At 41.7% G+C, this 22,972-nt stretch carries 18 protein-coding genes; 10 read left to right on the top strand and 8 right to left on the bottom strand.

Annotation, left to right across the window (positions count from 1 at the left end):
• Positions 1 to 442 precede the first annotated feature (442 nt).
• The 8 genes from J7Q78_RS08165 to rpmH form a co-directional block, all read right to left on the bottom strand.
• Complete coding sequence (locus tag J7Q78_RS08165; protein WP_154242956.1) at positions 443 to 2,068, bottom strand: ABC-F family ATP-binding cassette domain-containing protein; 1,626 nt, start codon at positions 2,066 to 2,068, stop codon at positions 443 to 445.
• Between the two features lie 124 nt (positions 2,069 to 2,192).
• Positions 2,193 to 4,085 carry a tRNA uridine-5-carboxymethylaminomethyl(34) synthesis enzyme MnmG gene (mnmG, locus tag J7Q78_RS08170; RefSeq protein WP_208422957.1) on the bottom strand — a complete coding sequence of 631 codons (1,893 nt, stop codon included), beginning with the start codon at positions 4,083 to 4,085 and terminating at the stop codon, positions 2,193 to 2,195.
• A 30-nt stretch (positions 4,086 to 4,115) separates the two neighbouring features.
• Positions 4,116 to 5,504 carry a tRNA uridine-5-carboxymethylaminomethyl(34) synthesis GTPase MnmE gene (gene mnmE / locus J7Q78_RS08175; protein ID WP_208422958.1) on the bottom strand — a complete coding sequence of 463 codons (1,389 nt, stop codon included), beginning with the start codon at positions 5,502 to 5,504 and terminating at the stop codon, positions 4,116 to 4,118.
• Positions 5,505 to 5,662: 158 nt separating this feature from the next.
• Positions 5,663 to 6,385 (bottom strand): RNA-binding cell elongation regulator Jag/EloR, encoded by a 723-nt coding sequence (jag, locus tag J7Q78_RS08180; protein ID WP_208422959.1) that lies wholly within the window; start codon positions 6,383 to 6,385, stop codon positions 5,663 to 5,665.
• A gap of 96 nt (positions 6,386 to 6,481) precedes the next feature.
• Complete coding sequence (locus J7Q78_RS08185) at positions 6,482 to 8,275, bottom strand: M3 family oligoendopeptidase (protein WP_208422960.1); 1,794 nt, start codon at positions 8,273 to 8,275, stop codon at positions 6,482 to 6,484.
• Between the two features lie 188 nt (positions 8,276 to 8,463).
• On the bottom strand, positions 8,464 to 9,243 hold the full coding sequence (gene yidC / locus J7Q78_RS08190) for a membrane protein insertase YidC (RefSeq protein WP_173011612.1): 780 nt from the start codon (positions 9,241 to 9,243) through the stop codon (positions 8,464 to 8,466).
• 67 nt (positions 9,244 to 9,310) lie between these two features.
• Positions 9,311 to 9,673 (bottom strand): ribonuclease P protein component, encoded by a 363-nt coding sequence (gene rnpA / locus J7Q78_RS08195; protein WP_154242950.1) that lies wholly within the window; start codon positions 9,671 to 9,673, stop codon positions 9,311 to 9,313.
• A gap of 65 nt (positions 9,674 to 9,738) precedes the next feature.
• Positions 9,739 to 9,879: a 50S ribosomal protein L34 gene (gene rpmH, locus J7Q78_RS08200; protein ID WP_004265830.1), complete on the bottom strand. Its 141-nt coding sequence runs from the start codon at positions 9,877 to 9,879 to the stop codon at positions 9,739 to 9,741.
• A gap of 570 nt (positions 9,880 to 10,449) precedes the next feature.
• Between rpmH and dnaA the strand changes: the two genes are divergently transcribed.
• The 10 genes from dnaA to J7Q78_RS08250 all read left to right on the top strand — a co-directional run bounded on the left by dnaA (position 10,450) and on the right by J7Q78_RS08250 (position 22,963).
• Complete coding sequence (dnaA, locus tag J7Q78_RS08205) at positions 10,450 to 11,796, top strand: chromosomal replication initiator protein DnaA (protein WP_208422961.1); 1,347 nt, start codon at positions 10,450 to 10,452, stop codon at positions 11,794 to 11,796.
• Between the two features lie 176 nt (positions 11,797 to 11,972).
• Positions 11,973 to 13,112 carry a DNA polymerase III subunit beta gene (gene dnaN, locus J7Q78_RS08210; RefSeq protein WP_154242948.1) on the top strand — a complete coding sequence of 380 codons (1,140 nt, stop codon included), beginning with the start codon at positions 11,973 to 11,975 and terminating at the stop codon, positions 13,110 to 13,112.
• Between the two features lie 237 nt (positions 13,113 to 13,349).
• Positions 13,350 to 13,577 carry a S4 domain-containing protein YaaA gene (yaaA, locus tag J7Q78_RS08215; protein WP_154242947.1) on the top strand — a complete coding sequence of 76 codons (228 nt, stop codon included), beginning with the start codon at positions 13,350 to 13,352 and terminating at the stop codon, positions 13,575 to 13,577.
• Positions 13,578 to 13,583: 6 nt separating this feature from the next.
• On the top strand, positions 13,584 to 14,717 hold the full coding sequence (gene recF / locus J7Q78_RS08220; RefSeq protein ID WP_208422962.1) for a DNA replication/repair protein RecF: 1,134 nt from the start codon (positions 13,584 to 13,586) through the stop codon (positions 14,715 to 14,717).
• A 45-nt stretch (positions 14,718 to 14,762) separates the two neighbouring features.
• Positions 14,763 to 16,724 carry a DNA topoisomerase (ATP-hydrolyzing) subunit B gene (gene gyrB / locus J7Q78_RS08225; RefSeq protein ID WP_208422992.1) on the top strand — a complete coding sequence of 654 codons (1,962 nt, stop codon included), beginning with the start codon at positions 14,763 to 14,765 and terminating at the stop codon, positions 16,722 to 16,724.
• Positions 16,725 to 16,782: 58 nt separating this feature from the next.
• Positions 16,783 to 19,350 carry a DNA gyrase subunit A gene (gene gyrA / locus J7Q78_RS08230; RefSeq protein WP_208422963.1) on the top strand — a complete coding sequence of 856 codons (2,568 nt, stop codon included), beginning with the start codon at positions 16,783 to 16,785 and terminating at the stop codon, positions 19,348 to 19,350.
• A 243-nt stretch (positions 19,351 to 19,593) separates the two neighbouring features.
• Entirely contained in the window at positions 19,594 to 19,890 is a 297-nt protein-coding gene (gene rpsF / locus J7Q78_RS08235) for a 30S ribosomal protein S6 (protein ID WP_208422964.1), read from the top strand.
• 39 nt (positions 19,891 to 19,929) lie between these two features.
• Positions 19,930 to 20,442, top strand: a complete 513-nt coding sequence (gene ssb / locus J7Q78_RS08240) for a single-stranded DNA-binding protein (RefSeq protein WP_208422965.1) — start codon at positions 19,930 to 19,932, stop codon at positions 20,440 to 20,442.
• A 30-nt stretch (positions 20,443 to 20,472) separates the two neighbouring features.
• Entirely contained in the window at positions 20,473 to 20,712 is a 240-nt protein-coding gene (gene rpsR, locus J7Q78_RS08245) for a 30S ribosomal protein S18 (protein ID WP_004265822.1), read from the top strand.
• 220 nt (positions 20,713 to 20,932) lie between these two features.
• The gene (locus tag J7Q78_RS08250) at positions 20,933 to 22,963 is read left to right on the top strand and encodes a DHH family phosphoesterase (RefSeq protein ID WP_208422966.1); all 2,031 of its coding nucleotides are present in this window, start codon (positions 20,933 to 20,935) and stop codon (positions 22,961 to 22,963) included.
• Positions 22,964 to 22,972 lie beyond the last annotated feature (9 nt).

A 22,972-nucleotide genomic window follows, 5' to 3' on the forward strand; every position in this document is an offset into this window, starting at 1 on the left:
TCTTGTTTTGTTACTTAATTTATTTGCTAGCGAAATTGACTTCGCAAATATGTTTTGTGCCCCGAAGGGCGACCCTACACATTTGGTTTGTCGAAACTTTGTTCAGTTTTCAAAGGTCTACTGTGTTAAAACAGCTTTTTAAGTTTATCACAAAACTTGATAGCCGTCAACATCTTTTTTATTAACAATCACTTAGAAGTTATGACTTCGTAAGCAACATATAATATGTTATCACATCTCTAATTAAATAACAAGCGTTTCTCAAAACTTTTTATTTAATCGACGATACCGTTTATCACTAATCAGATCGCTTTTGACAACTTTATTAGTATACCAACTTACAGCCCGCGATGCAAGGATTTTCTGTAAACAAATAACCATTATCTTATAACAAAAAAGGACCCTAGCTATGCTAGCGTCCTTCCCTTCAATTTTCTACTATTTAAACGTAGAGATTTTTAACTTGTTTTTGTAATTCTGGATGTGCTAAAAATTCATCATAGTTCGTTTCAGCACGTTCGACAACGCCATTTGCTGATACTTCAATGATATGATCCGCAATAGTTTGAATAAACTGATGATCATGTGATGTAAAAACTAACGCACCCTTAAAATCAATCAAAGCATCATTCAATGAAGTAATTGATTCCAAGTCCAAATGGTTAGTTGGATCATCTAATAATAATGTATTAGATTTTTGCAACATAATCTTTGATAGGATACACCGGACTTTTTCTCCACCTGAAAGGACATTAATCTCTTTTGTCACTTCATCCCCTGAAAAGAGCATCTTTCCTAAGAAACCACGTAAAAAGGTATTGTCGTCTTCACCTTTAGCGGCAAATTGACGTAACCAATCTAAGATGATGAGTTGATCATCATTAAAAGCCGAGTTCGTATCTCTTGGTAGATATGATCGTTGACTCGTCACACCCCATGTCACCGTTCCTTCGTCAGGTTGTACTTCACCGGCTAAAATCTGCATTAAGACAGCAGTAGCAACGTCATTCCGTGACACAATGGCTGCTTTTTCGTCCGGTTTCACTGAAAAACTAATGTTATCTAAAACTTTAACACCGTCGATTGTTTTTGAGACATTTTCAACCCGTAAAAGGTCATTTCCTAATTCGCGTTCAAAATCGAACTTAATGAATGGGTATTGACGGGAAGAAGGTTGAATATCTTCTAATGTAATCTTCTCTAATTGTTTCTTACGAGAGGTCGCTTGTTTTGATTTTGAAGCATTTGCACTAAAACGCGCGATAAATTCTTGCAATTCTTTGATTTGTTCTTCTTTTTTGGCATTAACGTTTGATTGTAACTTAGCTGCTAACTTACTTGATTCTAACCAGAAGTCATAGTTCCCAACAAACAGCTTGATGCGCCCAAAGTCGACATCACACATCATTGTACAGACTTGGTTTAAGAAATAACGGTCATGGGAAACAACAATTACGATATTCGGGAAGTCTGCTAAGAAATCTTCTAACCATTCAACTGAGGCACTGTCCAAACCGTTCGTTGGTTCGTCCAATAATAGAATATCCGGTTTCCCGAAGAGCGCTTGACCAAGTAAAACCTTAATCTTTTGCCCTTCCATTAATTCACTCATTTTCACATGGTGTAAAGATTCATCGATGCCTAAGGCTTGGAGCAATTGAGCAGCTTCTGATTCAGCATCCCAACCGTTCATTTCTGCAAACTCAGCTTCTAAATCAGCAGCCTTCATCCCATCTTCTTCAGTGAAATCAGCTTTAGCGTATAAGGCATCCTTAGCTTGCATTACTTCATATAACTTCTTGTGACCTTGGATCACCGTCTCTAACACTTCGAATTCTTCAAAGGCGTAGTGATCTTGATTCAAACTCGACATCCGTTCATTAGGACCCATTGAGATGTGGCCTGATGATGGCTGTAACTTACCTTCTAATAATTTTAGAAAAGTTGACTTACCCGCACCATTGGCACCGATTACGCCATAACAATTTCCAGGTGTAAACTTCAAATTAACATCTTCATATAACTTACGCCCAGAAAGCGTTAAGCTCATTTCACTAACAGTTATCACTTAATTCCCTCACTTTTCTTCCATGACTCTAAAAAGCCAACCGTTTCATGTGAAACGGCTGGCTTTCTACCATTGACAATATATGCTTAACTCTAACATATCTAATGACTAGTTATCAACTGGCCTATTTGACTTTGGCAATCTTGCCTTGTTGAATGTATACACTTAAAATCCCGATATCGGCCGGATTGACACCACTAATTCGGCTGGCTTGTGCGAGTGTTTCGGGTTGAATTTTTTGTAATTTTTGGCGACCTTCTGTGGCAAGTCCTTCAATCGCATCATAATCAATATTGGCTGGAATTTTCTTAGCTTCCATCCGTTTTAACTTCGCAATTTTAGCTTTTTCTTTATCGATGTAACCAGCATATTTGATTTGAATTTCAACTTGTTCCACAACCCGGTTGTCGATTCCTTCGACTGCTGGGATAAATTGAATTAAATCAGCATACTTCACTTCTGGTCGTTTCAAGAAATCACTGGCTAAAACACCATCTTTAAGTGGCGCTTCCCCTTTAGCAGCTAAAAAGGCTTGGATTTCTGGCGTTGGTTTCAACCGAATGGTTGCTAAACGCGCTAATTCGGCTTCAACCGCTGCCTTTTTCACTTTATAACTATTAAAGCGATCATCGTTAATTAAGCCTAATTCATGCCCCTTTTCAGTTAAGCGCAAATCAGCGTTATCGTGCCGAAGCATCAAGCGGTGTTCCGCACGTGATGTTAATAGTCGGTAAGGTTCATTAGTTCCCTTAGTAACCAAGTCATCGATTAACACACCAATGTAAGCTTCACTACGGTCTAAAATGAATGGCTCACGACCCATTTGTTTAAGGGCCGCATTGATGCCGGCCATCAAACCTTGGCCAGCAGCTTCTTCATAACCGGAGGTCCCATTCATTTGACCTGCTGTATAAAGGTTTTCGACTACTTTAGTTTCAAGGGTTGGTTTTAATTGCCATGGTTCAACAACATCATATTCGATTGCATAACCTGGACGCATCATTTGAGCATTTTCTAAGCCTTCGATGGAGTGAATCATCTTGTGTTGGATTTCTTCCGGCATTGACGTTGAGAAATCACCAACATAATATTCTTCTGTTTCACGACCTTCTGGTTCCAAGAAAATTTGGTGCCGTGGCTTATCCGCAAAGCGGACGATTTTATCTTCAATTGATGGGCAGTAACGTGGCCCCACTCCTTCAATCACGCCGGTAAACATTGGTGCGCGGTCGAGGTTGTCGCGAATCACTTGATGCGTTGCATCATTCGTATACGTCATCCAGCAAGAGAGCTGATCTTTAAGATAGGCACTATCAGGTGTTTCGAAACTAAAGTGGTTCGGTTCCTTGTCACCGGGTTGTTCTTCCGTCTTCGAAAAATCGATGGTTGTCCCGTCCACTCGTGGCGGTGTCCCTGTTTTAAAACGGGTCAACACAAAGCCATTATCTTCAAGACTTTCTGAAAGTTTAATAGAAGGAATTGAATTATTCGGACCAGATGAATATGTTAGTTCCCCGATAATAATCTTTCCACGAGAAGCTGTCCCGGCCGTTAAGATAACACTATCAGCACTGTAACGGGCCCCTGTATTAGTGATAATCCCTTTGCAAACACCATCTTCAACAATTAAGGATTCGGCAATCCCTTGACGAAGTGTTAAATGTTTCGTTGTTTCAATTGTCCGTTTCATCGCCCGGTGGTAAGCATGCTTATCGGCTTGGGCGCGTAACGCGCGGACAGCTGGACCTTTCCCCGTATTTAGCATCCGCATTTGAATATAAGTTTTATCAATGTTGCGCCCCATTTGTCCACCCAAGGCATCAATTTCACGGACTACAATCCCTTTAGCAGGCCCCCCCAATGATGGGTTACATGGCATGAAAGCCACCATGTCTAAGTTAATCGTTAATAGTAATGTTTCACGGCCCATTCGTGCAGCAGCCAAAGCCGCTTCAGAACCTGCATGGCCGGCGCCAACAACAATTACGTCGTAGTGCGCTGCATCATATTCTCGCATGTTTTGTTCTCCTTTAATATGGTTCTAGTTCTATTTCCCTAAACAGAATTGACTGAAAAGTTCCGTAATTAATTCATCTGGTGCTGAGTCACCAGTAATTTCACCAAGCTTGTCCCAACAATTAGTCATATCGATTTGCACTAGATCAACTGGCATCCCAGCAGCGATGCCACTGATGACTTCATCTAACGATTGTTGTGCTTGATTTAATAAACCAATCTGGCGGGCGTTGGTAATCATTACCGTACTTTGACTATTTTCAATGCCACCAAAGAAGCGTTTGGCGATTTGGGCTTCCAGATCAGTTACCCCCTCACTTGTTAAAATTGAGGTTTGAATAATTTCGTCTGCGCTCACTAGTGTCTTAAGTTCATTTAAATCTAACCGGTTTGGTAAGTCGGTTTTATTCAAAATAATAATTCGTTTCTTATCAGTTGTCGCCGTAATTAACTCGCGATCTTCAACTGTCAAGGGCTCGCTTTGGTTTAAGACCAGTAAAATCAGATCGGCCTTGGTAATTGCTGCGCGACTTCTTTCGACCCCAATCTTTTCAACCTTATCTTCGGTATCATGAATCCCTGCTGTATCAACAAGTTTCAATGGTACCCCACGGACGTTAACGTATTCTTCCAAAACATCACGCGTGGTTCCGGCAACATCTGTCACGATTGCCTTATCTTCATGTAACAGATGATTTAGTAAGCTTGATTTACCAACATTAGGCCGGCCAACAATTGCCGTTGCCAATCCTTCGCGTAAAACCTTACCTTGTTGCGCTGTTTGAAGTAGTTCACCAATCCGCCCTTTAACCAATTCAGCTTTTTCAAGTAAAACGCGCGTTGTCATCTCATCAGTATCGTATTCTGGATAATCAATATTGACTTCGACTTGCGCTAATACTTCTAAGATTTCTTGACGCAAGTTCTTAATCAGGTGTGCTAAACTCCCGTCCAATTGGTCTACAGCGACTTGCATCGCCCGATCAGTTTTAGCGCGGATCAGGTCCATCACAGATTCGGCTTGCGTTAAATCAATCCGCCCGTTTAAAAAGGCCCGCTTCGTGAATTCACCAGGTTCAGCCATTCGAGCACCGTAGCTCATCAATAATTGTAAAATGCGATTTGTTGCGACGATGCCACCATGACAGTTAATTTCAATCACGTCTTCGCGGGTAAACGTTTTGGGAGCCCGCATCACGGAAACCATAACTTCGTCAACAACTGCATTGGTTTTAGGATCAATAATGTGGCCATAATTAATAGTGTGGCTTGCCACTTGATCAAGATCTTTGCCACGATAAATGCGTTTAATAATGGCTAAACTCTCATCCCCTGAAAGACGCACAATTGAAATCGCCCCCTCACCAGGCGGTGTTGAGATCGCCGTAATCGTATCAAATTCTGTGACTGTCGTTGGCATTTTAAATGCTTCCTTTCCAAAATAGTTGCATAAAAAAAGCGCTTAGCGTCCACTCCTCCCGTCATTCCGTAAGGGGTGGACAAAGCACTTTCACTACTTTATCGATATTTAATTAATTTCATTATACACGATTTTTTTAGAGCGTCAATTCACAACACCTAAAATGGCCGCGCTAACTCCACTACGATTGACCGGCGATTGCCTTGGCCCTCAGAATGGGTTTGAACATGGTGATTGGCAGCTAGATGACCATGCACAATTTTTCGTTCAAAAGCTGGCATTGGTTCTAAAAAGACTGGTTTACCAGTCGCAACAACTTCACGAGCCGCTTTATCGGCAAGGCGACTAATAATTGCGGCTCTTCGTTGACGGTAATCACCGACTTCTAAGATAATCGTTTGTTTCCCCTTCATGTGATGGTCAAAATAGGTCTGTGCTAAGTATTGAAGCGCGTTGATTGTCTTACCGTGCTTGCCAATCAATAGACCTTCTTTATCAGTTTTTAAATGATAAGTCGTACTGTGATGATCGTGGGTCACATGAATGCTAACCGGGGTGCCAATTTGAGCCGTGATAGCTTCCAAATAGGCGCTTAATTTTGTTTCCGTTTCCGCATCACTTTTCTGTTTTTGCGGCGTAGTGGTTGAATGGTCAATTGGGGTTGGTTCAACTGGGGCGGAAACTGGGGCGGGAACGCTTTGTTTAGGCTGACTTTGTTCATTGGGCGTCAGCCGGACAACTGCTAGGCGCCGGCCAAAACCGAGAAACCCTTTTTTACCGGCTTCTAATACATCAACACTCACTTCTTCCCGCGTTAGGTGCATGGCTTGTAACCCTTCATTTATCGCTGCTTGAATATCGCTACCTTCATATGTTGGCATTTCAAAACCTCCAATCAATTTGGGCACTCTAATTAGTGTGAGCGCCCGATTCCCGTTTATTATACCATGATATACCAATTTAAAAATAGCATGGCATTATCCAAGGTAAGCCGCTGTTAAAACTAAGAATTGTTGCACATCTGCTGCGATACTATCTGCCGCTGCTTGCCAAAAAGTACGCTGCGTTAAATCAACACCGAGATGTTTTTGTGCTAATGCTTCAGTTGACATATTGGCAGTATCACGTAACAGTGCAATATAATCTGCTTCAAAATTGGGCATCGTCTGGGCTTTGGTGTAAATCCCCATTGAAAAGAGATAACCAAACGTATATGGGAAATTATAAAACGGTACGTCATCAAAAAAGAAATGCTGTTTATCCGCCCAGAATAATGGATCATAATCACTCAACGCCTCCGCATAGGCTTCTTTTTGTGCTGCTAGCATTAGTGCCTTTAAATCAGCAGTGGTTTGCAACCCGTTTTGGCGCGCTGTATAAAAACGTTCCTCAAATAAAAAGCGCGCATGAATATTCATAAACATATCAATCGCATTCGTGATTTTTTGATCCAATAAATTAATCTTAGCTGCTGGGCTTTGCGCCGCTTTAACCGCCGCATCGCTGACAATTAGTTCCGCAAAGGTTGAAGCTGTTTCTGCAACATTCATCGCGTAATCTTGTCGCCAACTTGGCAAATCATTAATCATCATCGTATGGAACCCATGCCCTAATTCATGTGCCAATGTGGCGACACCGTTTGGGGTCCCATCAAACGTCATAAAAATCCGAAAATCATTAGTTTCAGGTAAATCGGTCATATAACCACCAGGTTGTTTACCTGGCCGATTTTCAGCTTCAATCCAACGATTTTCAAACGCAGTTTGCGCCACTGAAGCCATTTGGGGACTGAAAGCTTTAAAATTCTGCATGATAAAAGCGGCAGCTTCATCATACGTGTAGGTTTGTGGGTGGAAATCCCCCACAACCACTGGGGCCCACGTATCATACCAAGCAAGCTGATCTTTTCCCATCAACGCCGCCTTCCGGTTTAAAAAATCAACAAGCGGCTTTTTATTTTGACTAACGACCGACCACATCGCTTCTAAGGTTGCGGGTTGCATGCGACTTGCTGCTAACGGTTTTTTCAAAAAGTCTGTCGTCCCGTGTGCTTGATAATCCGTTAAGCGGAAACCAGCCAAATGATTTAAAGTGCCCGTTAATAATGGTGAATAGCGATCCCACATCTGATACCACTTTTGAAATACTCGTTGGCGAACCTTAGGATCTGGATCAGATTCAAACTTATTCTGTGCTTGCCCCGCCGACAAAGTCGTCTCACCATCTTGCACCTGAATTTCAGCAACCAATGCGTCGTAATGTTCACTCCAACCGGTTAGCCCATCCAATGCGAATTGCTTGATTAATCTTTCCGTTGTTTCATCTAAAAGTTCAGCGCCGTTCGTTCGTTTTTCACTTAAATTGAACTGAATCGCCTGGAATGCAGGTGTCGCTAAAACGGTTTTAAAGTCAGCATCCGTCAATGCGACTAATTTTTTAGTGAGTGCAACATCAATTTGGTTGGCTTGGTTAGCAAGCGCATTGATTCGTCCCATCATCGGTGCGACTTGCGGGTTACGTTCGTCCGTTGATTGAATCATATTTACGAAACTACCCGTTTGTTTTAACCCGGCTTCAATGGCTTGTAATTGGGTCGTGATTTGGGTCAGCATTGTAAATTCGGGCTGATCGTCAGCATACGTCCAACGCTGGACCGATGCTAATAACGGGGCCATTTGCGCAGTCAAATCCGCCAATCGTTGCGCCAACGCGGGTGAAGCAAGCCCCCCTGCAAAAATTGGTTCTAAATGCCATTGTTCTGAATAGGTCATCTGTTTGTCCTCCACTTTTAAATGATTGCGCTTATTATAGCGAAAATTCATATCAAGCGCGATTAATTCACCTAAACCCATTAAATATTTTGACTATTAAATCAGAAATATAAACAACTATGATAACGCGCCCAATATTGAACCACCAAAAAAAGCCGGTGCCCAATATTGGGCACCGGCTCTTTTGTCTAACGTTTTTTCATTGCTTTCTTACGTGCTTTAGCAAGTGCTTTTTCACGCGCACGCTTCTCTTTTTCTTTGGCTTCACGTTCCCGACGAATCTTGAATGGATTTTGAATAACCATTGTTTGACCCACTGAAAAGGCGTTCGTTACCACCCAGTAAATTGAAACGGCAGACGCGATATTCATTGCCATCACAAAAATCATGATGGGCATTACCCATAACATTGCCGATGAGGCAGCGTTCTTCGTTGGTTGAGCCATCATTGTTAAATAAGATGTCCCAAACGTAAAGACGGCTGCTAAGATAGCCATAATAAAGTAAGGATCAGCTTTACCAAGTTGCATCCATAAGAACGTGCCACTCTTTAAAGCAGCGGTCCGATAGATAGCTTGGTACAAAGCAATCAACACTGGCATTTGGACCACTAGTGGTAAACAGCCCACAACTGGATTAACGCCCGCTTTTGCGTATAGCTTTTGCGTTTCTTCACGTAATTTTTGTTGTGTCTCGGCATCTTTAGAAGCATATTTCTTTTGAAGCGCTTGAATTTCTGGTGCAACTTCTTGTTGTTTGAGCATGCTCTTGCTTTGCCACCAAGTTAATGGCAAGATAATCACCCGAATGATGATGGTGAAGGCCACAATTGCCCAACCATAACTGCCACCAAAGATGTCTGCTAACCATAAAATAAAGCGGGAAAAGTTATAAATAACATAATGATCCCAGAAGCCAGTACTGCTACTGTCAACCGGTGATGTACTACATCCCGCTGCGATTAGCATGAATAAGACCAGACTGGCCACTAATAATAGCCGTTTGCGATTTTTTGAACTCACTGTAATCCCTCACTTATTTAGAAGCGGAATCTGCTTCTTCCTTTAATAGCTTTGCTAATTTTAAGACATGCACTAAATTCTGTTTGGTTTCCGCCATTGTTAGTTGATTAGCGCCACGTCTTGCGATCACTAAAAAGTCGACAGTCTGTGGTAACTCTGGCTTCAACTCCAACAAGCTCTGGCGAATGTAACGTTTAACCCGATTACGCATTACTGCGTTACCCACTTTTTTACCTACGGACAGGCCCACTCGAAAATGCTTTTGACCCGGTTTTTCCAATTGATAAACCACAAAATTACGGTTTGCAACTGAATGACCGGCTTCAAAAACCGTTTGAAACTCCTGTTCTTTTTTGACGCGGTACGACTTTCTCATAATTCACTCCGGCATTTCATTTAATTAATTGAGGATAATAAAAAAACCACTGAAGCATCAGTGGCCTATGCAGATAATACTTTTCTGCCTTTAGCACGGCGTCTTGCAAGTACCTTGCGACCGTTCTTAGTATTCATACGTTTCATGAAACCATGAACACGTTCTTTATGGCGTTTCTTTGGTTGGAAAGTTCTCTTTGTAGTCATTATATTGGCACCTCCTAATTGACTATGTCTATTGTTCCCATATCTGAGAAACAACGGATGATAAATACCACCTACGACATTCACTAAAATATAATAGCATATTTCAATAAAAGTTAAAACACTTTCCATAAAAAAACAGGATAAATATTCTTATCCACAAAAAAATAAATCATCGACTTTCTTGTGGATAACTATTTATCACAAACCAGGCGCATTTTGCCATGCACAGATTACTGGGTGATTTATCCAGAAAATCACAGGGTGTTATTATGTTATCCACAAGTTGATTTTAAGGTGTGTATAAGTTGCTGAAATCTTTTATTAGTGAGCATTGAATGCCCACATACTTTTGTGGATAAGTATCAAAAATGCCATTTTTTTTTGTTTTCCACAGTTGCTTTTAAAAGTTATCCCCGGCAGTGTGTTCAAGTGGATAACTTTTAAATTGATTCTTGTGGATTTTGTTCTTGTTGTGGAAAACTTTTTTTTAGAATGCTAGAATGTAGATAGTCTTTCTTTATTGAGCTTTTTTCAATAAAGTGGTTATTTTACGTAAGGAGGACACGCTACATGCCTGATCTTCAGGAACTTTGGAACTATTTGCGGGAAGAATTCCAAAATGATTTAACCCCCGTCGGTTTTAATGCTTGGATTAAAACTGCCAAACCGCTTGCTTTTAGAGCCAATGAAATACTGATCGAAGTGCCATCTCCTCTACACAAAGAGTACTGGGAAAGTAATTTGGCCACTAAGGTCGTTGAAGGGGCCTATGAATTCGCAGAAATTGAATTGACCCCTATTTTTCTGTTACCAACCGAAGCCGAGCAACTTCAAGCTGAAAAACCAGCTGAAGAACGTAGCCTGACCAAAGCTGAAACCCCAACCTTTTTACGCGAAACGCATTTAAATAATAAATACACGTTCGATACGTTTGTCACTGGGAAAGGTAATCAGATGGCTCATGCGGCAGCACTCGTTGTTTCAGAAGAGCCCGGCGTTTTATATAATCCCCTCTTTCTATATGGTGGTGTTGGTTTAGGTAAAACCCATTTGATGCAAGCTATCGGTCACCAGCTATTACTCGCTAAACCTGATACAAATGTCAAATATGTGACAAGTGAAGCTTTTGCCAATGATTTCATCAATTCGATTCAAACTAAGAATCAGGAAAAATTTCGTCAAGAATACCGTAACGTTGATTTATTATTGGTCGATGACATTCAATTTTTTGCTGATAAAGAAGGGACGCAGGAAGAATTTTTCCATACCTTCAATGATCTTTATAATGATAAAAAACAAATCGTCTTAACATCTGATCGGTTGCCTAATGAAATTCCTAAGCTCCAAGAGCGGTTAGTTTCACGCTTTAAATGGGGCTTGTCCGTCGACATTACTCCCCCTGATTTGGAAACCCGAATTGCCATTTTACGAAATAAAGCCGACACAGAACGCCTCGAAATTCCAGAAGATACTTTAAGCTACATCGCTGGTCAAATTGATTCTAACGTCCGCGAACTTGAAGGTTCACTGGTGCGCGTCCAAGCTTATGCAACAATGCAAAATGCTGAAATTACAACTAGTCTTGCCGCCGATGCCCTTAAGGGTTTAAACCTCAATGGTAAATCGAGTCAACTCTCAATTGCTAAGATTCAATCCGTAGTCGCTAAGTATTACAGCCTTTCAGTCACTGATTTAAAGGGGCGCAAACGCGTTAAAGAAATTGTGCTCCCACGACAAATTGCTATGTACTTGGCCCGCGAAATGACCGACAGTTCGCTTCCCAAAATAGGCCAAGAATTTGGGGGCAAAGATCACACCACGGTTATGCACGCACACGAACGGATCAGCCAAGCTTTAACAAGCGATCAAAATCTAAAAGATGCCATCTTAGATTTGAAGAATACCTTAAAAGGCTAAATGGGGGCTGTGGATAAAGCCAAAAGTTATCCTGAGAGTTGTCCTCAACTTATCCACAAGTGGAAAACTACTAACTCTTTTGCTTTTCGCCGTTATCCACAAGTTTCACAGGCCCTACTACTATTACTTAAAATTCTTTTATAATATATATATATTCTTTCGGAGGTTTAACATCTATGAAATTCTCAATTAACCGCACCCTATTCATTAAATCGCTTAATGATGTGCAACGAGCCATTTCAGCTAAAACGACGATTCCTATTTTGACAGGGTTAAAACTGGTTCTTTCCCAAGAAGGACTTACTTTAACCGGTAGTGATGCGGATATTTCAATTGAAGCAACCCTTGCTAGCAATGATGAAAAAAATCAATTGATCGTGGAACAAACCGGTGAAATTGTTTTACCAGCCCGCTTCTTTAGTGAAATTGTCAAAAAATTACCTGAAGATCAGATGACGGTGACTGTTGGTGACAACTTCCAAACAACGATTCGGTCAGGTAAATCAGAATTCACGATTAATGGCTTAGATGCGAATAGTTATCCACACCTACCGGAAATTGCCGGGCAAAATCCGTTTAGTATCAGTACTGACGTGCTCAAACAAGTTATTCACCAAACCGTCATTGCCGTTTCTAACCAAGAAAGTCGGCCAATCTTAACAGGGGTTCATTTGGTTTTAAACGATGGCGAAATGTTAGCCGTGGCGACAGATAGTCATCGTCTTGCACAACGGAAGCTAACTGTTTCGGTGCCAAGTGATGTGAACTACGATGTCATTATTCCTGGAAAGAGCTTAATTGAACTTTCAAGAACATTAGCAGACGATGTTGAAACCGTCGAAATTCGGATTGCTGAAAATCAAGTGCTCTTCAAGGCTGGTAACTTAGCCTTCTATTCTCGTTTATTAGAAGGCAATTACCCTGATACTGCGCGTTTAATTCCGACTTCTTCAAGTACGCAAATCGAATTCAATGCACCAGTTCTATTAGCTGCGATCGAACGGGCCTCATTGTTGTCGCATGAAAGTCGCAACAATGTTGTTCGATTGACCTTAAATACGACGGATAATACGGCAATCATCTATGGGAACTCACCAGATGTTGGGAACGTTGAAGAAGCACTCCAATTCGAAAATTTAACGGGTGAGGATCTTGAAATTTCATTTAACCCCGATTATATGAAGGATGCGCTCCGGTCATTTGGGCAAACAACCGTCATGATTAACTTTACGGCGGCTTTACGCCCATTTACATTAGTGCCAAGTGAAGATCAAGAACATTACATTCAATTAATCACACCAGTTCGGACATTCTAACGACCAAAAAACGCCTCATCCAAAAATGGGGCGTTTTTTTTGCGCTAAAATTAAAATAAATTCGTTTACAGCGTTTTCGGATTAAGTGAGTAGGATAAGGTTAAAGTAATCAAAAACGCTCAGAAAGCATTTTAGCTATGTTTATTTGTTTTTAAGGCAAAAAAAGTCTATAATTATAAGGTATAACGGATCGGTATTTGCGCAGTAATTAATATCGTTAAGAATGGTGGGTTGAGTATGGCACAAGAAATTAAACTTGAAGCCGAATATGTTACACTCGGGCAACTCCTTAAAGAGGCCGGTGTGATTGAAACAGGCGGGCAAGCAAAGTGGTTCTTAAAAGAAACAACGGTTTTAGTAAACGGAGAACCTGACGATCGTCGTGGCCGGAAGTTGTATCCGGAAGACGTCGTTGAGGTCCCTGATAATGGCCAATTTGTCATTAAACAACAAGAAAGACTGTAGACGACTATGTATTTAAGCGAACTCCAGCTTGATCATTATCGAAATTACGAGCAAGTGGATGTCCATTTCTCACCAGATATTAATGTCTTGATTGGGGAAAATGCACAGGGGAAAACGAACTTGCTAGAAGCCATTTATGTGCTAGCTTTGGCCCGTTCGCACCGGACAAATAATGATCGCGAACTAATACAATGGGATGGTGAATATGCAAAGATTACCGGCGTGGTCCAACGTCAAATTGACCATATCCCATTGGAATTAGTGATAAGTCAAAAAGGTAAAAAAGCGAAGTTTAATCATTTAGAGCAGGCTAAGTTATCCCAATATATTGGCCAATTAAACGTTGTCTTGTTTGCACCGGAGGATTTAAATATCGTGAAAGGTTCGCCAGCTGTCCGGCGACGCTTTATCGACATGGAATTCGGTCAAATGAGTGCGAAATACTTGTATAATATTTCGCAATACAAAGCGATTTTGAAACAGCGGAATCAGTATTTGAAACAGCTACAGCGACGCCAGGCTAAAGACTTAGTCTACCTAGGCGTGTTGTCCGACCAGTTAGCCGCTTATGGAGCGGAAGTCACGGTTGCGCGACGTGCATTTTTGCAACAAATGGAGAAATGGGCCCAGAAGTTGCATCAAGAAATTACTAAAGAGCGGGAAGTTTTGACGTTTAAATATCAAAGTCAAATGCCAGATGACCAACTGACACGGGATGTCGAAGGGATATACCAACAGTTTCAAGCGCTATATGAAGCGCAGCAAACACGAGAAGTCGAACAGGGCACAACATTGATTGGTCCCCACCGCGACGACGTGTTATTTTTGGTTAATGGTAAGGATGTGCAGTCATTTGGCTCCCAAGGCCAACAGCGGACAACTGCGTTAAGTGTTAAATTAGCGGAAATTGACTTGATGAAAGAACAAACTGGTGAATATCCCGTCTTATTATTGGACGATGTGTTATCCGAGCTTGATGATTTACGCCAAACACACTTATTGAAGACGTTCCAAAACAAAGTACAGACGTTCTTAACGACAACTAGTCTTGAAAATGTCAAAAAAGAAATTATCAGTGCGCCACGGGTGTTTACCGTAACAAATGGCACCGTGACAGTGGCCGATGCAGCAATAAATTAGTCAAAAAACGATCAAACGGAGGTTTTTTTCTTGGCAGATGATCAAATGAATCAAGAGACAGAAGCACAAATGAAAGCAAAAGAAGAACGCGCTAAAGCTTATGATGCCAGTCAAATTCAGGTGTTAGAAGGCCTGGAAGCCGTTCGTAAACGACCAGGGATGTACATTGGGACAACGAGTTCTCAAGGGTTGCATCATTTAGTTTGGGAAATTATCGATAATGGGATTGATGAAGCACTGGCTGGTTTTGCGACAGAAATCAATGTGGTTGTTGAACCTGACAATAGTATTACCGTTACCGATGATGGCCGGGGCATTCCAGTTGGGATTCAAGCCAAGACTGGCAAATCGGCACTAGAAACCGTCTTTACGATTTTGCATGCTGGTGGGAAATTTGGCGGTGGCGGCTACAAGGTATCTGGTGGACTGCATGGTGTTGGGGCTTCAGTTGTGAATGCCTTGTCAACGGAATTGGATGCAGTGGTTACCCAAGGGGGGAAACGCTACTATATCGATTTCAAACGGGGGAAAGTGCAAACGCCAATGAAGGTAATTGGTGACGCACCAGCCCATGAACATGGCACCAAAGTTCATTTTGTACCCGATGCTGATATCTTTACCGAAACAACGGTGTATGATGATAAAATTTTGACGACTCGGATTCGGGAATTGGCCTTTTTAAATAAAGGCTTGAAGCTAACGTTTACCGATAAACGGGCCGAAACACACGAAAAACTTGAATTCCACTATGAAGGTGGGATTAAAAGCTATGTTGAGTTCTTAGATAAAAAGAAAGAAACCCTTTTAGATGAACCAATCTATGTTGAAGGTGAACAAAACGGAATTACCGTGGAAGTTGCTTTGCAATATACGGATGATTATCGAACAAACTTAATGACCTTTGCCAATAATATTCATACTTACGAAGGTGGGACGCACGAATCTGGCTTTAAAACGGCGCTCACGCGGGTCATCAACGACTATGCAACAAAGCAAAACATCTTAAAACCCAACGACGCGAACCTTTCAGGGGAAGATGTCCGTGAAGGTTTAACAGCTGTCGTCTCCGTTAAACATCCAGATCCTCAATTTGAAGGTCAAACGAAGACGAAGTTAGGCAATGCCGACGCACGGACAGTGACTGATCGGATGTTCTCTGATCATTTCACGAAGTTCTTGATGGAAAATCCATCGATTGCCCGCCAAATTGTCGATAAAGGTTCGTTGGCCGCTAAAGCCCGGTTAGCGGCTAAACGTGCCCGGGAAGTTACCCGTAAGAAAAATGGCCTTGAAATTTCTAACTTACCAGGGAAGTTAGCCGATAATAGTAGTAAAGACCCTGCCATTTCAGAATTATTCATTGTCGAAGGGGATTCTGCTGGGGGCTCAGCCAAATCAGGCCGTTCACGTTTGACGCAAGCCATTTTGCCAATTCGGGGGAAAATCCTGAATGTTGAAAAAGCTAGCATGGAAAAAATCTTAGCGAATGATGAAATTCGAACCCTATTTACAGCAATGGGGACTGGTTTTGGTCAAGAATTTGACGTTTCTAAAGCCCGGTATCATAAGTTAATCATCATGACTGATGCCGATGTCGATGGCGCCCATATTCGGACGTTACTTTTAACGTTATTTTACCGTTACATGCGACCAATCGTTGAAGCCGGCTACGTGTATATCGCACAGCCGCCTTTATATCGGGTTAAACAAGGGAAAATGATGCGCTACATTGATTCTGATGAAGAGTTACAAGAAGTGTTAGGGACGCTCCAACCAAGTCCTAAACCGGAAGTGCAACGCTACAAAGGGTTAGGGGAAATGGATGCTAGCCAATTATGGGAAACAACCATGGATCCTGAAAACCGCCGCATGTTGCGGGTTAACGTTGAAGATGCCGAAGAAGCGGATCAAATTTTTGAAATGTTAATGGGTGATCGGGTTGAACCTCGCCGGATTTTCATTGAAGAAAACGCCGTTTATATGGATCCAAAGAGCATCGATGCATAGCGTGTTCGCCACTTAAACGGACACATTGAAAGACTGACTGAGAGGGGTTTATAGATTAATGGCAAACGAAATTGGCCAAGACGGTCGGATTGAAAACGTCAATTTATCCAAGACAATGCGTAAATCATTCCTAGAATATGCAATGAGTGTCATTGTTGCGCGTGCCTTACCAGACGTTCGTGATGGGTTAAAACCTGTTCAACGCCGAATTTTATATGGCATGAATGAATTAGGGGTCTCCCCCGAAAAGCCGTATAAGAAATCTGCCAGAATTGTTGGGGATGTTATGGGGAAATACCATCCACATGGGGATTCAGCAATTTATGAAGCTATGGTGCGGATGGCACAAGATTTTAGTTATCGTTATATGTTAGTGGATGGTCATGGGAATTTCGGCTCTGTCGATGGTGATGGTGCTGCTGCAATGCGGTACACCGAAGCTCGGATGAGTAAGATGGCTGTCGAAATGTTACGTGATATCAATAAGAATACAATTGATTATGTACCGAACTACGATGAGTCAGAACGTGAACCCGCTGTTTTACCAGCCCGGTTCCCGAACCTACTCGTTAACGGGGCGACTGGGATTGCGGTTGGGATGACAACCAATATTCCACCGCATAATTTAGCCGAAGTGATTAGTGCATTACACATCTTGATGGATAATCCAGATGCAACAACTGCTGACTTGATGGACGCCTTACCTGGTCCTGATTTTCCAACTGGTGGGTTAGTGATGGGGAAATCTGGTATTCGCCATGCGTATGAATCCGGTAAAGGGACAATCACCCTTCGCGCTAAAGTGGATGTTGAGGTCCAAAAAAACGGTAAAGAACGGATTATCGTCACTGAAATTCCATACATGGTTAATAAGGCCAAGTTGGTCGAACGAATTGCGGAACTAGCTCGCGACAAACGGCTTGAAGGAATTACCGATTTAAACGATGAATCGGACCGTGATGGGATGCGCATTGTAATTGATGTGCGCCGTGACATGAGTGCTTCAGTAGTTTTGAATAACTTATATAAATTGACACCATTACAGACGTCATTTTCATTTAATATGGTGGCGATTGTTGATGGTGCCCCAAAAGTATTGAGTTTGAAAGCAATCTTGGAACACTACTTAGTGCATCAAGAAGAAGTCATTCGTCGCCGGACTGCATTTGATTTGAAAAAGGCTGAGGCACGGGCACACATTTTAGCTGGGTTACGGATTGCTTTAGACCATATTGATGCGATTATTCAGATTATCCGTGGTTCCAACACAGGTGATGCGGCTAAGGTCTTGTTGATGGAGCGCTATGATCTATCAGACAAACAAGCGCAAGCCATCTTGGATATGCGTTTAGTCCGCTTAACCGGTTTGGAACGCGATAAAGTTGAAAATGAATACAATAATTTGATGACTTTAATTGCCGATTTGAAAGATATTTTAGCCAAACCAGAACGAATTAAGAAGATTATTTACGATGAATTACTTGATATTCAAAGTAAATTCGGCGATAAACGTCGGACAGAATTATTGGTGGGGGAAGTGCTTAGTCTTGAAGACGAGGACTTAATCGAAGAAGAAGATGTTGTGATTGCTTTAACGCACAACGGCTATATCAAACGATTACCAGCCAGTGAATTCAAAGTTCAAAATCGTGGTGGTCGTGGGATCCAAGGGATGGGCGTCCACGATGACGATTTTATCGAACACTTGCTTTCGACTTCGACCCATGAAGTGCTCTTATTCTTCACCAATACCGGGAAAGTATATCGTGCTAAAGGGTATGAAATTCCAGAATATGGGCGCACTGCTAAGGGGATTCCAATCATTAACTTGTTAGGGATTAATTCTGATGAACGTGTTCAAACTGTCGTTAATGTTGGTAAAGAAGTTCAAACTGAACAATCGCTCTTCTTTATTACCCGTTTGGGGACGGTTAAACGGACAGCTGTTTCTGAATTCGCCAATATCCGTAGCAATGGGCTGAAAGCCTTGACTTTGCATGAAAATGACGAATTAAGTAACGTCTTAATGACTGATGGACAACAAAACATCTTTATCGGAACGCATAACGGTTACGCTGTGTCCTTTAGTGAAACAGCTGTTCGCTCAATGGGGAGAACTGCTGCTGGTGTGCGGGGGATTCGGTTACGTGAAGGCGACTATGTTGTCGGTTCTGACTTACTCATTCCAGACCAAGAAATCCTTGTGATTTCCGAAAAGGGTTACGGTAAACGGACACCAGTTGCTGATTATCCAATTAAGGGCCGTGGTGGTAAAGGGATTAAGACTGCCAATATCACTAAAAAGAATGGGCCATTAGCTGGGGTGGCAGCCGTCACTGGTGAAGAGGATATTCTCTTAATCACTGATACTGGCGTCTTGATTCGCTTCAAGGTCGCTAACGTTTCACAAACTGGGCGGGCCACACTTGGTGTACGTTTAATCCGGGTGGATGACGAAGCGAAGGTGGCAACAATGGCGAAAGTTGAAGCTGAACCAGATGACGCTGAAACACCAACCGTACCAAGTGATAACGTCACTGATACTGGCTTAGCACAAGTTGATGAATTACTTGCACGAGCTGAAGCCGATCAAGCGGCATCAGATGATCAAGATTCAGAAAATTAAGTCAATTAAAAAAATAAAAATCGTTTCTGCGTAAATACACTTGTAACAACTGTTACCAAGCGTGTTAGTGGCAACGATTTTTTATTTTAGATTGTATTTTAACGGCCGTTATGATAGAATTTTATCTTGTGAGTATCTGTGATTTAGACACAGGGTCTAAATCGTGAGGCTAATTTTTATTAGTCAGTTACTCCTTGTTCTTACACAGGTAAGAACCTAAAGTCCATAAGGAGGTGAACAGTCATGGCTCAATCAAAATACGAAATTACTTACATCATCTCAACAACAATTGATGAAGAAAGTAAAACAGCCCTTGTCAACCGTTTCGACGGCATCTTAAAAGACAACGGCGCTGAAGTGATTGATTCAAAAGACTGGTCAAAACGTCGTTTAGCTTATGAAATCAACAATCAAAACGAAGGCATTTACCATATCGTAAATGTTTTAGCTGATAATGATGAAGCTTTAAACGAATTTGATCGTCTAGCTAAGATTGATGACGCAATTTTACGTCATATGATCGTTAAACGCGAAGACTAATTTTGAATTGTAATTATTGAATAGAGGGGAGCTGACAGAATGATTAATCGAGTTGTACTCGTTGGTCGGCTAACACGCGATGTTGACTTACGTTACACGTCTAGTGGTGCTGCTGTTGGGACTTTCTCAGTCGCAGTAAATCGTCAATTCACGAATGCTAATGGTGATCGTGAAGCAGACTTTATCAACTGTGTCATCTGGCGTAAATCAGCGGAAAACTTCGCTAATTTCACTAAGAAAGGCTCACTAGTCGGAGTTGATGGCCGTCTACAAACGAGAAATTATGAAAACCAACAAGGTCAACGGGTATACGTAACCGAAGTGGTCGTTGATAACTTCTCATTGTTAGAATCACGGACAACAACGGAGCAACGGCAAAGTGATGGCGCAAGCCAAAACTTTAACAGTAATCAAAGCAATGGTAGCCAACAATCTGGATTTACCAGCCCTCAACAATCGGGTAATCCATCAGCTGCTAATAATACTCAAGCCGATCCATTTGCAAATAATGGCCAAGCAATTGATATTTCAGATGATGATTTACCTTTCTAAAATAAACTGTTTTGGAAGGAGGAACTTTCAATGGCTCAACAAAGAAGAGGCGGCAACCGTCGTCGTCGTAAGGTTGATTTCATCGCTGCTAACCACATCGAATATATCGACTACAAAGACACTGATTTATTGAAACGTTTTATCTCAGAACGCGGTAAGATTTTACCTCGTCGGGTATCTGGTACAAGTGCTAAAAACCAACGTCGTTTGACAATTGCAATCAAACGCGCACGGATTATGGGCTTATTACCATTCGTTACAGAAGACTAATCAGTCAACCAAAAGACCTACTAAACAGTGTTTAGTAGGTCTTTTTTTGTGTGCGCTAATAGGGGAACATGGGATTAAATTCCGGATTCAAAGCGGTAATTATAGGGCAATTGTGCTAAAATGAAGGTAGCATTTTTTAAGTTTTAGTAAAGAACCAACCACACAGACTCAATGATAGATGAACAAGAATCAGAATGGGATCTAGAATTAAGGAGTTTACATGAAAAATAAGTTTAAACAATTAAAATTACCACAGTTTTTAGATGATACTCGCCTGCGAACCGTTGCGCTTATTTTGTTGGGCCTCACAGCGGTTAGTTTGGTATTTGCTGCGATGTTAGATTGGCTCATTGCCCTGATTTTATTCGTATTATTAATTGGGACAGTGATTACCGTATTGTATGCGATCGAAACGGTTACTGAGAATACAGCTAAGTATGTTTCGGACTTGTCGTATCGCATTAAACGTGGCGAGCAAGAAGCTTTAATCAAGATGCCAATTGGGATTTTATTGTACAATGAATTAGGTGAGATTCAATGGACCAATCCTTATTTGCAGAAGTATTTTGGCGATAAAGAAGTTTTAGGTAAGCCGCTTAAAGAAGTCGATTCTGAATTGGCCGCATTAGTTGCGCAAAACGAAGAAGCTACTGAGACCAAAATCGTCCATTGGGGCGATAATCAGTTCCAAATCATTATCCAAGAAAATATTGGGGTGGTTTATCTACTCGATATTACACGCTATGCGGCCATTGAAGACCGTTATAAAGATGAACAAGTAGCCATTGGGCAAGTATTTCTAGATAACTATGATGAAATCACCCAGACAATGGATGATCAAGCTGTTTCTAATCTAAATAACTATGTCACTAACGAGTTAACACGCTGGGCTAATCAATTTCAGATGTTTTTGAAACGCGTTGACGATGATCATTTCTTCGTTTTAGCGTATGCCAAATCATTACACGCCGTTGAGCAAGAGAAGTTTAAGATTTTGGATGAAATTCGCGAAGAAACATCCAAACAAAACTTCCCATTAACGTTAAGTGTTGGGTTTGCGTATGGTGAACCCGATTTAGCTGTGTTAGCAACGACTTCACAGAGTAATTTGGATTTAGCTCTTGGTCGTGGTGGTGATCAAGTCGTTGTCAAAGCGAGTGAAGGACAAGCGCGTTTTTACGGTGGTAAGACCAACCCGATGGAAAAACGGACGCGGGTTCGGGCGCGGATGATTTCGCAGGCATTGCAAGAAATCTTCAAACAAGTGGATGAAGTCTTTGTTATGGGCCATATTCGTCCAGATATGGATGCATTGGGGGCCTCATTTGGGATTCGCCGGATTGCCGAAATGAACGGTAAGAAGTGTTACGTAGTCGTTGATCAAAATAATATTCATACGGATATTCAACGCCTTTTGGAGGAAGTTAAAGCGTACCCTGAAATTGCGGTGGAAGTGTTGTCTCCCGAAGAAGCGCTCGAAAAAGCAACGACTAATAGTTTATTGGTGATGGTCGATCATTCCAAACCATCAATCACAATGGCACCTAAGTTGTACGCGAAGCTTGCTCAACGGACGATTGTCATCGATCACCACCGTCGTGGGGAAGAGTTCCCAGAAAATCCAATGTTGGTTTATATCGAGCCCTACGCCTCTTCAACGTGTGAGTTAGTGACGGAAATGTTTGAATATCAACCGCAAAATGTTGCGAACATTAACAAGTTCGAAGCGACAACGATGTTAGCTGGGATTACGGTTGATACGCAGTCGTTTTCAATGCGGACTGGGACCCGGACGTTTGACGCAGCCAGTTACTTACGTTCAGTTGGTGCCGATGCTTCAATGGTCCAACACTTGTTAAAAGAAAATGTCGATAATTACATTCAAAAGAATCATTTAATTGAAACCATTGAAATGGTTGAACCAAATATGGCATTATGTGTGGGTGAGGACAATCGGACTTATGATCCGGTCATTGCAGCACAAGCAGCAGATACTTTGCTGTCATTGTCCGGTATTGAAGCAGCGTTTGTCATTGTGAAACGCCCAGATGGCATGATTGCTATTTCAGCGCGGAGTCTAGGCGATGTGAATGTTCAAGTGATTATGGAAAAACTAGGTGGCGGCGGTCATCTTTCCAACGCGGCAACCCAGATGGCAGATACGACTGTTTCGGAAGCTAAGGCGCAGCTATTAACGGTTTTAGCAGAGTTATTTGATCCGGAAACGGACGAAGAAGCAACAAACGATTAATGAGATAAG

The organism is Latilactobacillus fragifolii, assembly GCF_905332535.1.
Classification (GTDB): domain Bacteria; phylum Bacillota; class Bacilli; order Lactobacillales; family Lactobacillaceae; genus Latilactobacillus; species Latilactobacillus fragifolii.

What these genes read in the sequence shown, in the direction of transcription:
- dnaN (WP_154242948.1), top strand. Translation starts at nt 11,973, where the DNA reads ATGAAATTCTCAATTAACCGCACCCTATTCATTAAATCGCTTAATGAT.
- yidC (WP_173011612.1), bottom strand. Translation starts at nt 9,243, where the DNA reads ATGCTAATCGCAGCGGGATGTAGTACATCACCGGTTGACAGTAGCAGT.
- rpsR (WP_004265822.1), top strand. Translation starts at nt 20,473, where the DNA reads ATGGCTCAACAAAGAAGAGGCGGCAACCGTCGTCGTCGTAAGGTTGAT.
- jag (WP_208422959.1), bottom strand. Translation starts at nt 6,385, where the DNA reads ATGCCAACATATGAAGGTAGCGATATTCAAGCAGCGATAAATGAAGGG.
- ssb (WP_208422965.1), top strand. Translation starts at nt 19,930, where the DNA reads ATGATTAATCGAGTTGTACTCGTTGGTCGGCTAACACGCGATGTTGAC.
- rpmH (WP_004265830.1), bottom strand. Translation starts at nt 9,879, where the DNA reads ATGACTACAAAGAGAACTTTCCAACCAAAGAAACGCCATAAAGAACGT.
- mnmG (WP_208422957.1), bottom strand. Translation starts at nt 4,085, where the DNA reads ATGCGAGAATATGATGCAGCGCACTACGACGTAATTGTTGTTGGCGCC.
- J7Q78_RS08185 (WP_208422960.1), bottom strand. Translation starts at nt 8,275, where the DNA reads ATGACCTATTCAGAACAATGGCATTTAGAACCAATTTTTGCAGGGGGG.
- J7Q78_RS08250 (WP_208422966.1), top strand. Translation starts at nt 20,933, where the DNA reads ATGAAAAATAAGTTTAAACAATTAAAATTACCACAGTTTTTAGATGAT.
- yaaA (WP_154242947.1), top strand. Translation starts at nt 13,350, where the DNA reads ATGGCACAAGAAATTAAACTTGAAGCCGAATATGTTACACTCGGGCAA.
- rpsF (WP_208422964.1), top strand. Translation starts at nt 19,594, where the DNA reads ATGGCTCAATCAAAATACGAAATTACTTACATCATCTCAACAACAATT.
- gyrA (WP_208422963.1), top strand. Translation starts at nt 16,783, where the DNA reads ATGGCAAACGAAATTGGCCAAGACGGTCGGATTGAAAACGTCAATTTA.
- gyrB (WP_208422992.1), top strand. Translation starts at nt 14,763, where the DNA reads ATGAATCAAGAGACAGAAGCACAAATGAAAGCAAAAGAAGAACGCGCT.
- recF (WP_208422962.1), top strand. Translation starts at nt 13,584, where the DNA reads ATGTATTTAAGCGAACTCCAGCTTGATCATTATCGAAATTACGAGCAA.
- dnaA (WP_208422961.1), top strand. Translation starts at nt 10,450, where the DNA reads ATGCCTGATCTTCAGGAACTTTGGAACTATTTGCGGGAAGAATTCCAA.
- rnpA (WP_154242950.1), bottom strand. Translation starts at nt 9,673, where the DNA reads ATGAGAAAGTCGTACCGCGTCAAAAAAGAACAGGAGTTTCAAACGGTT.
- mnmE (WP_208422958.1), bottom strand. Translation starts at nt 5,504, where the DNA reads ATGCCAACGACAGTCACAGAATTTGATACGATTACGGCGATCTCAACA.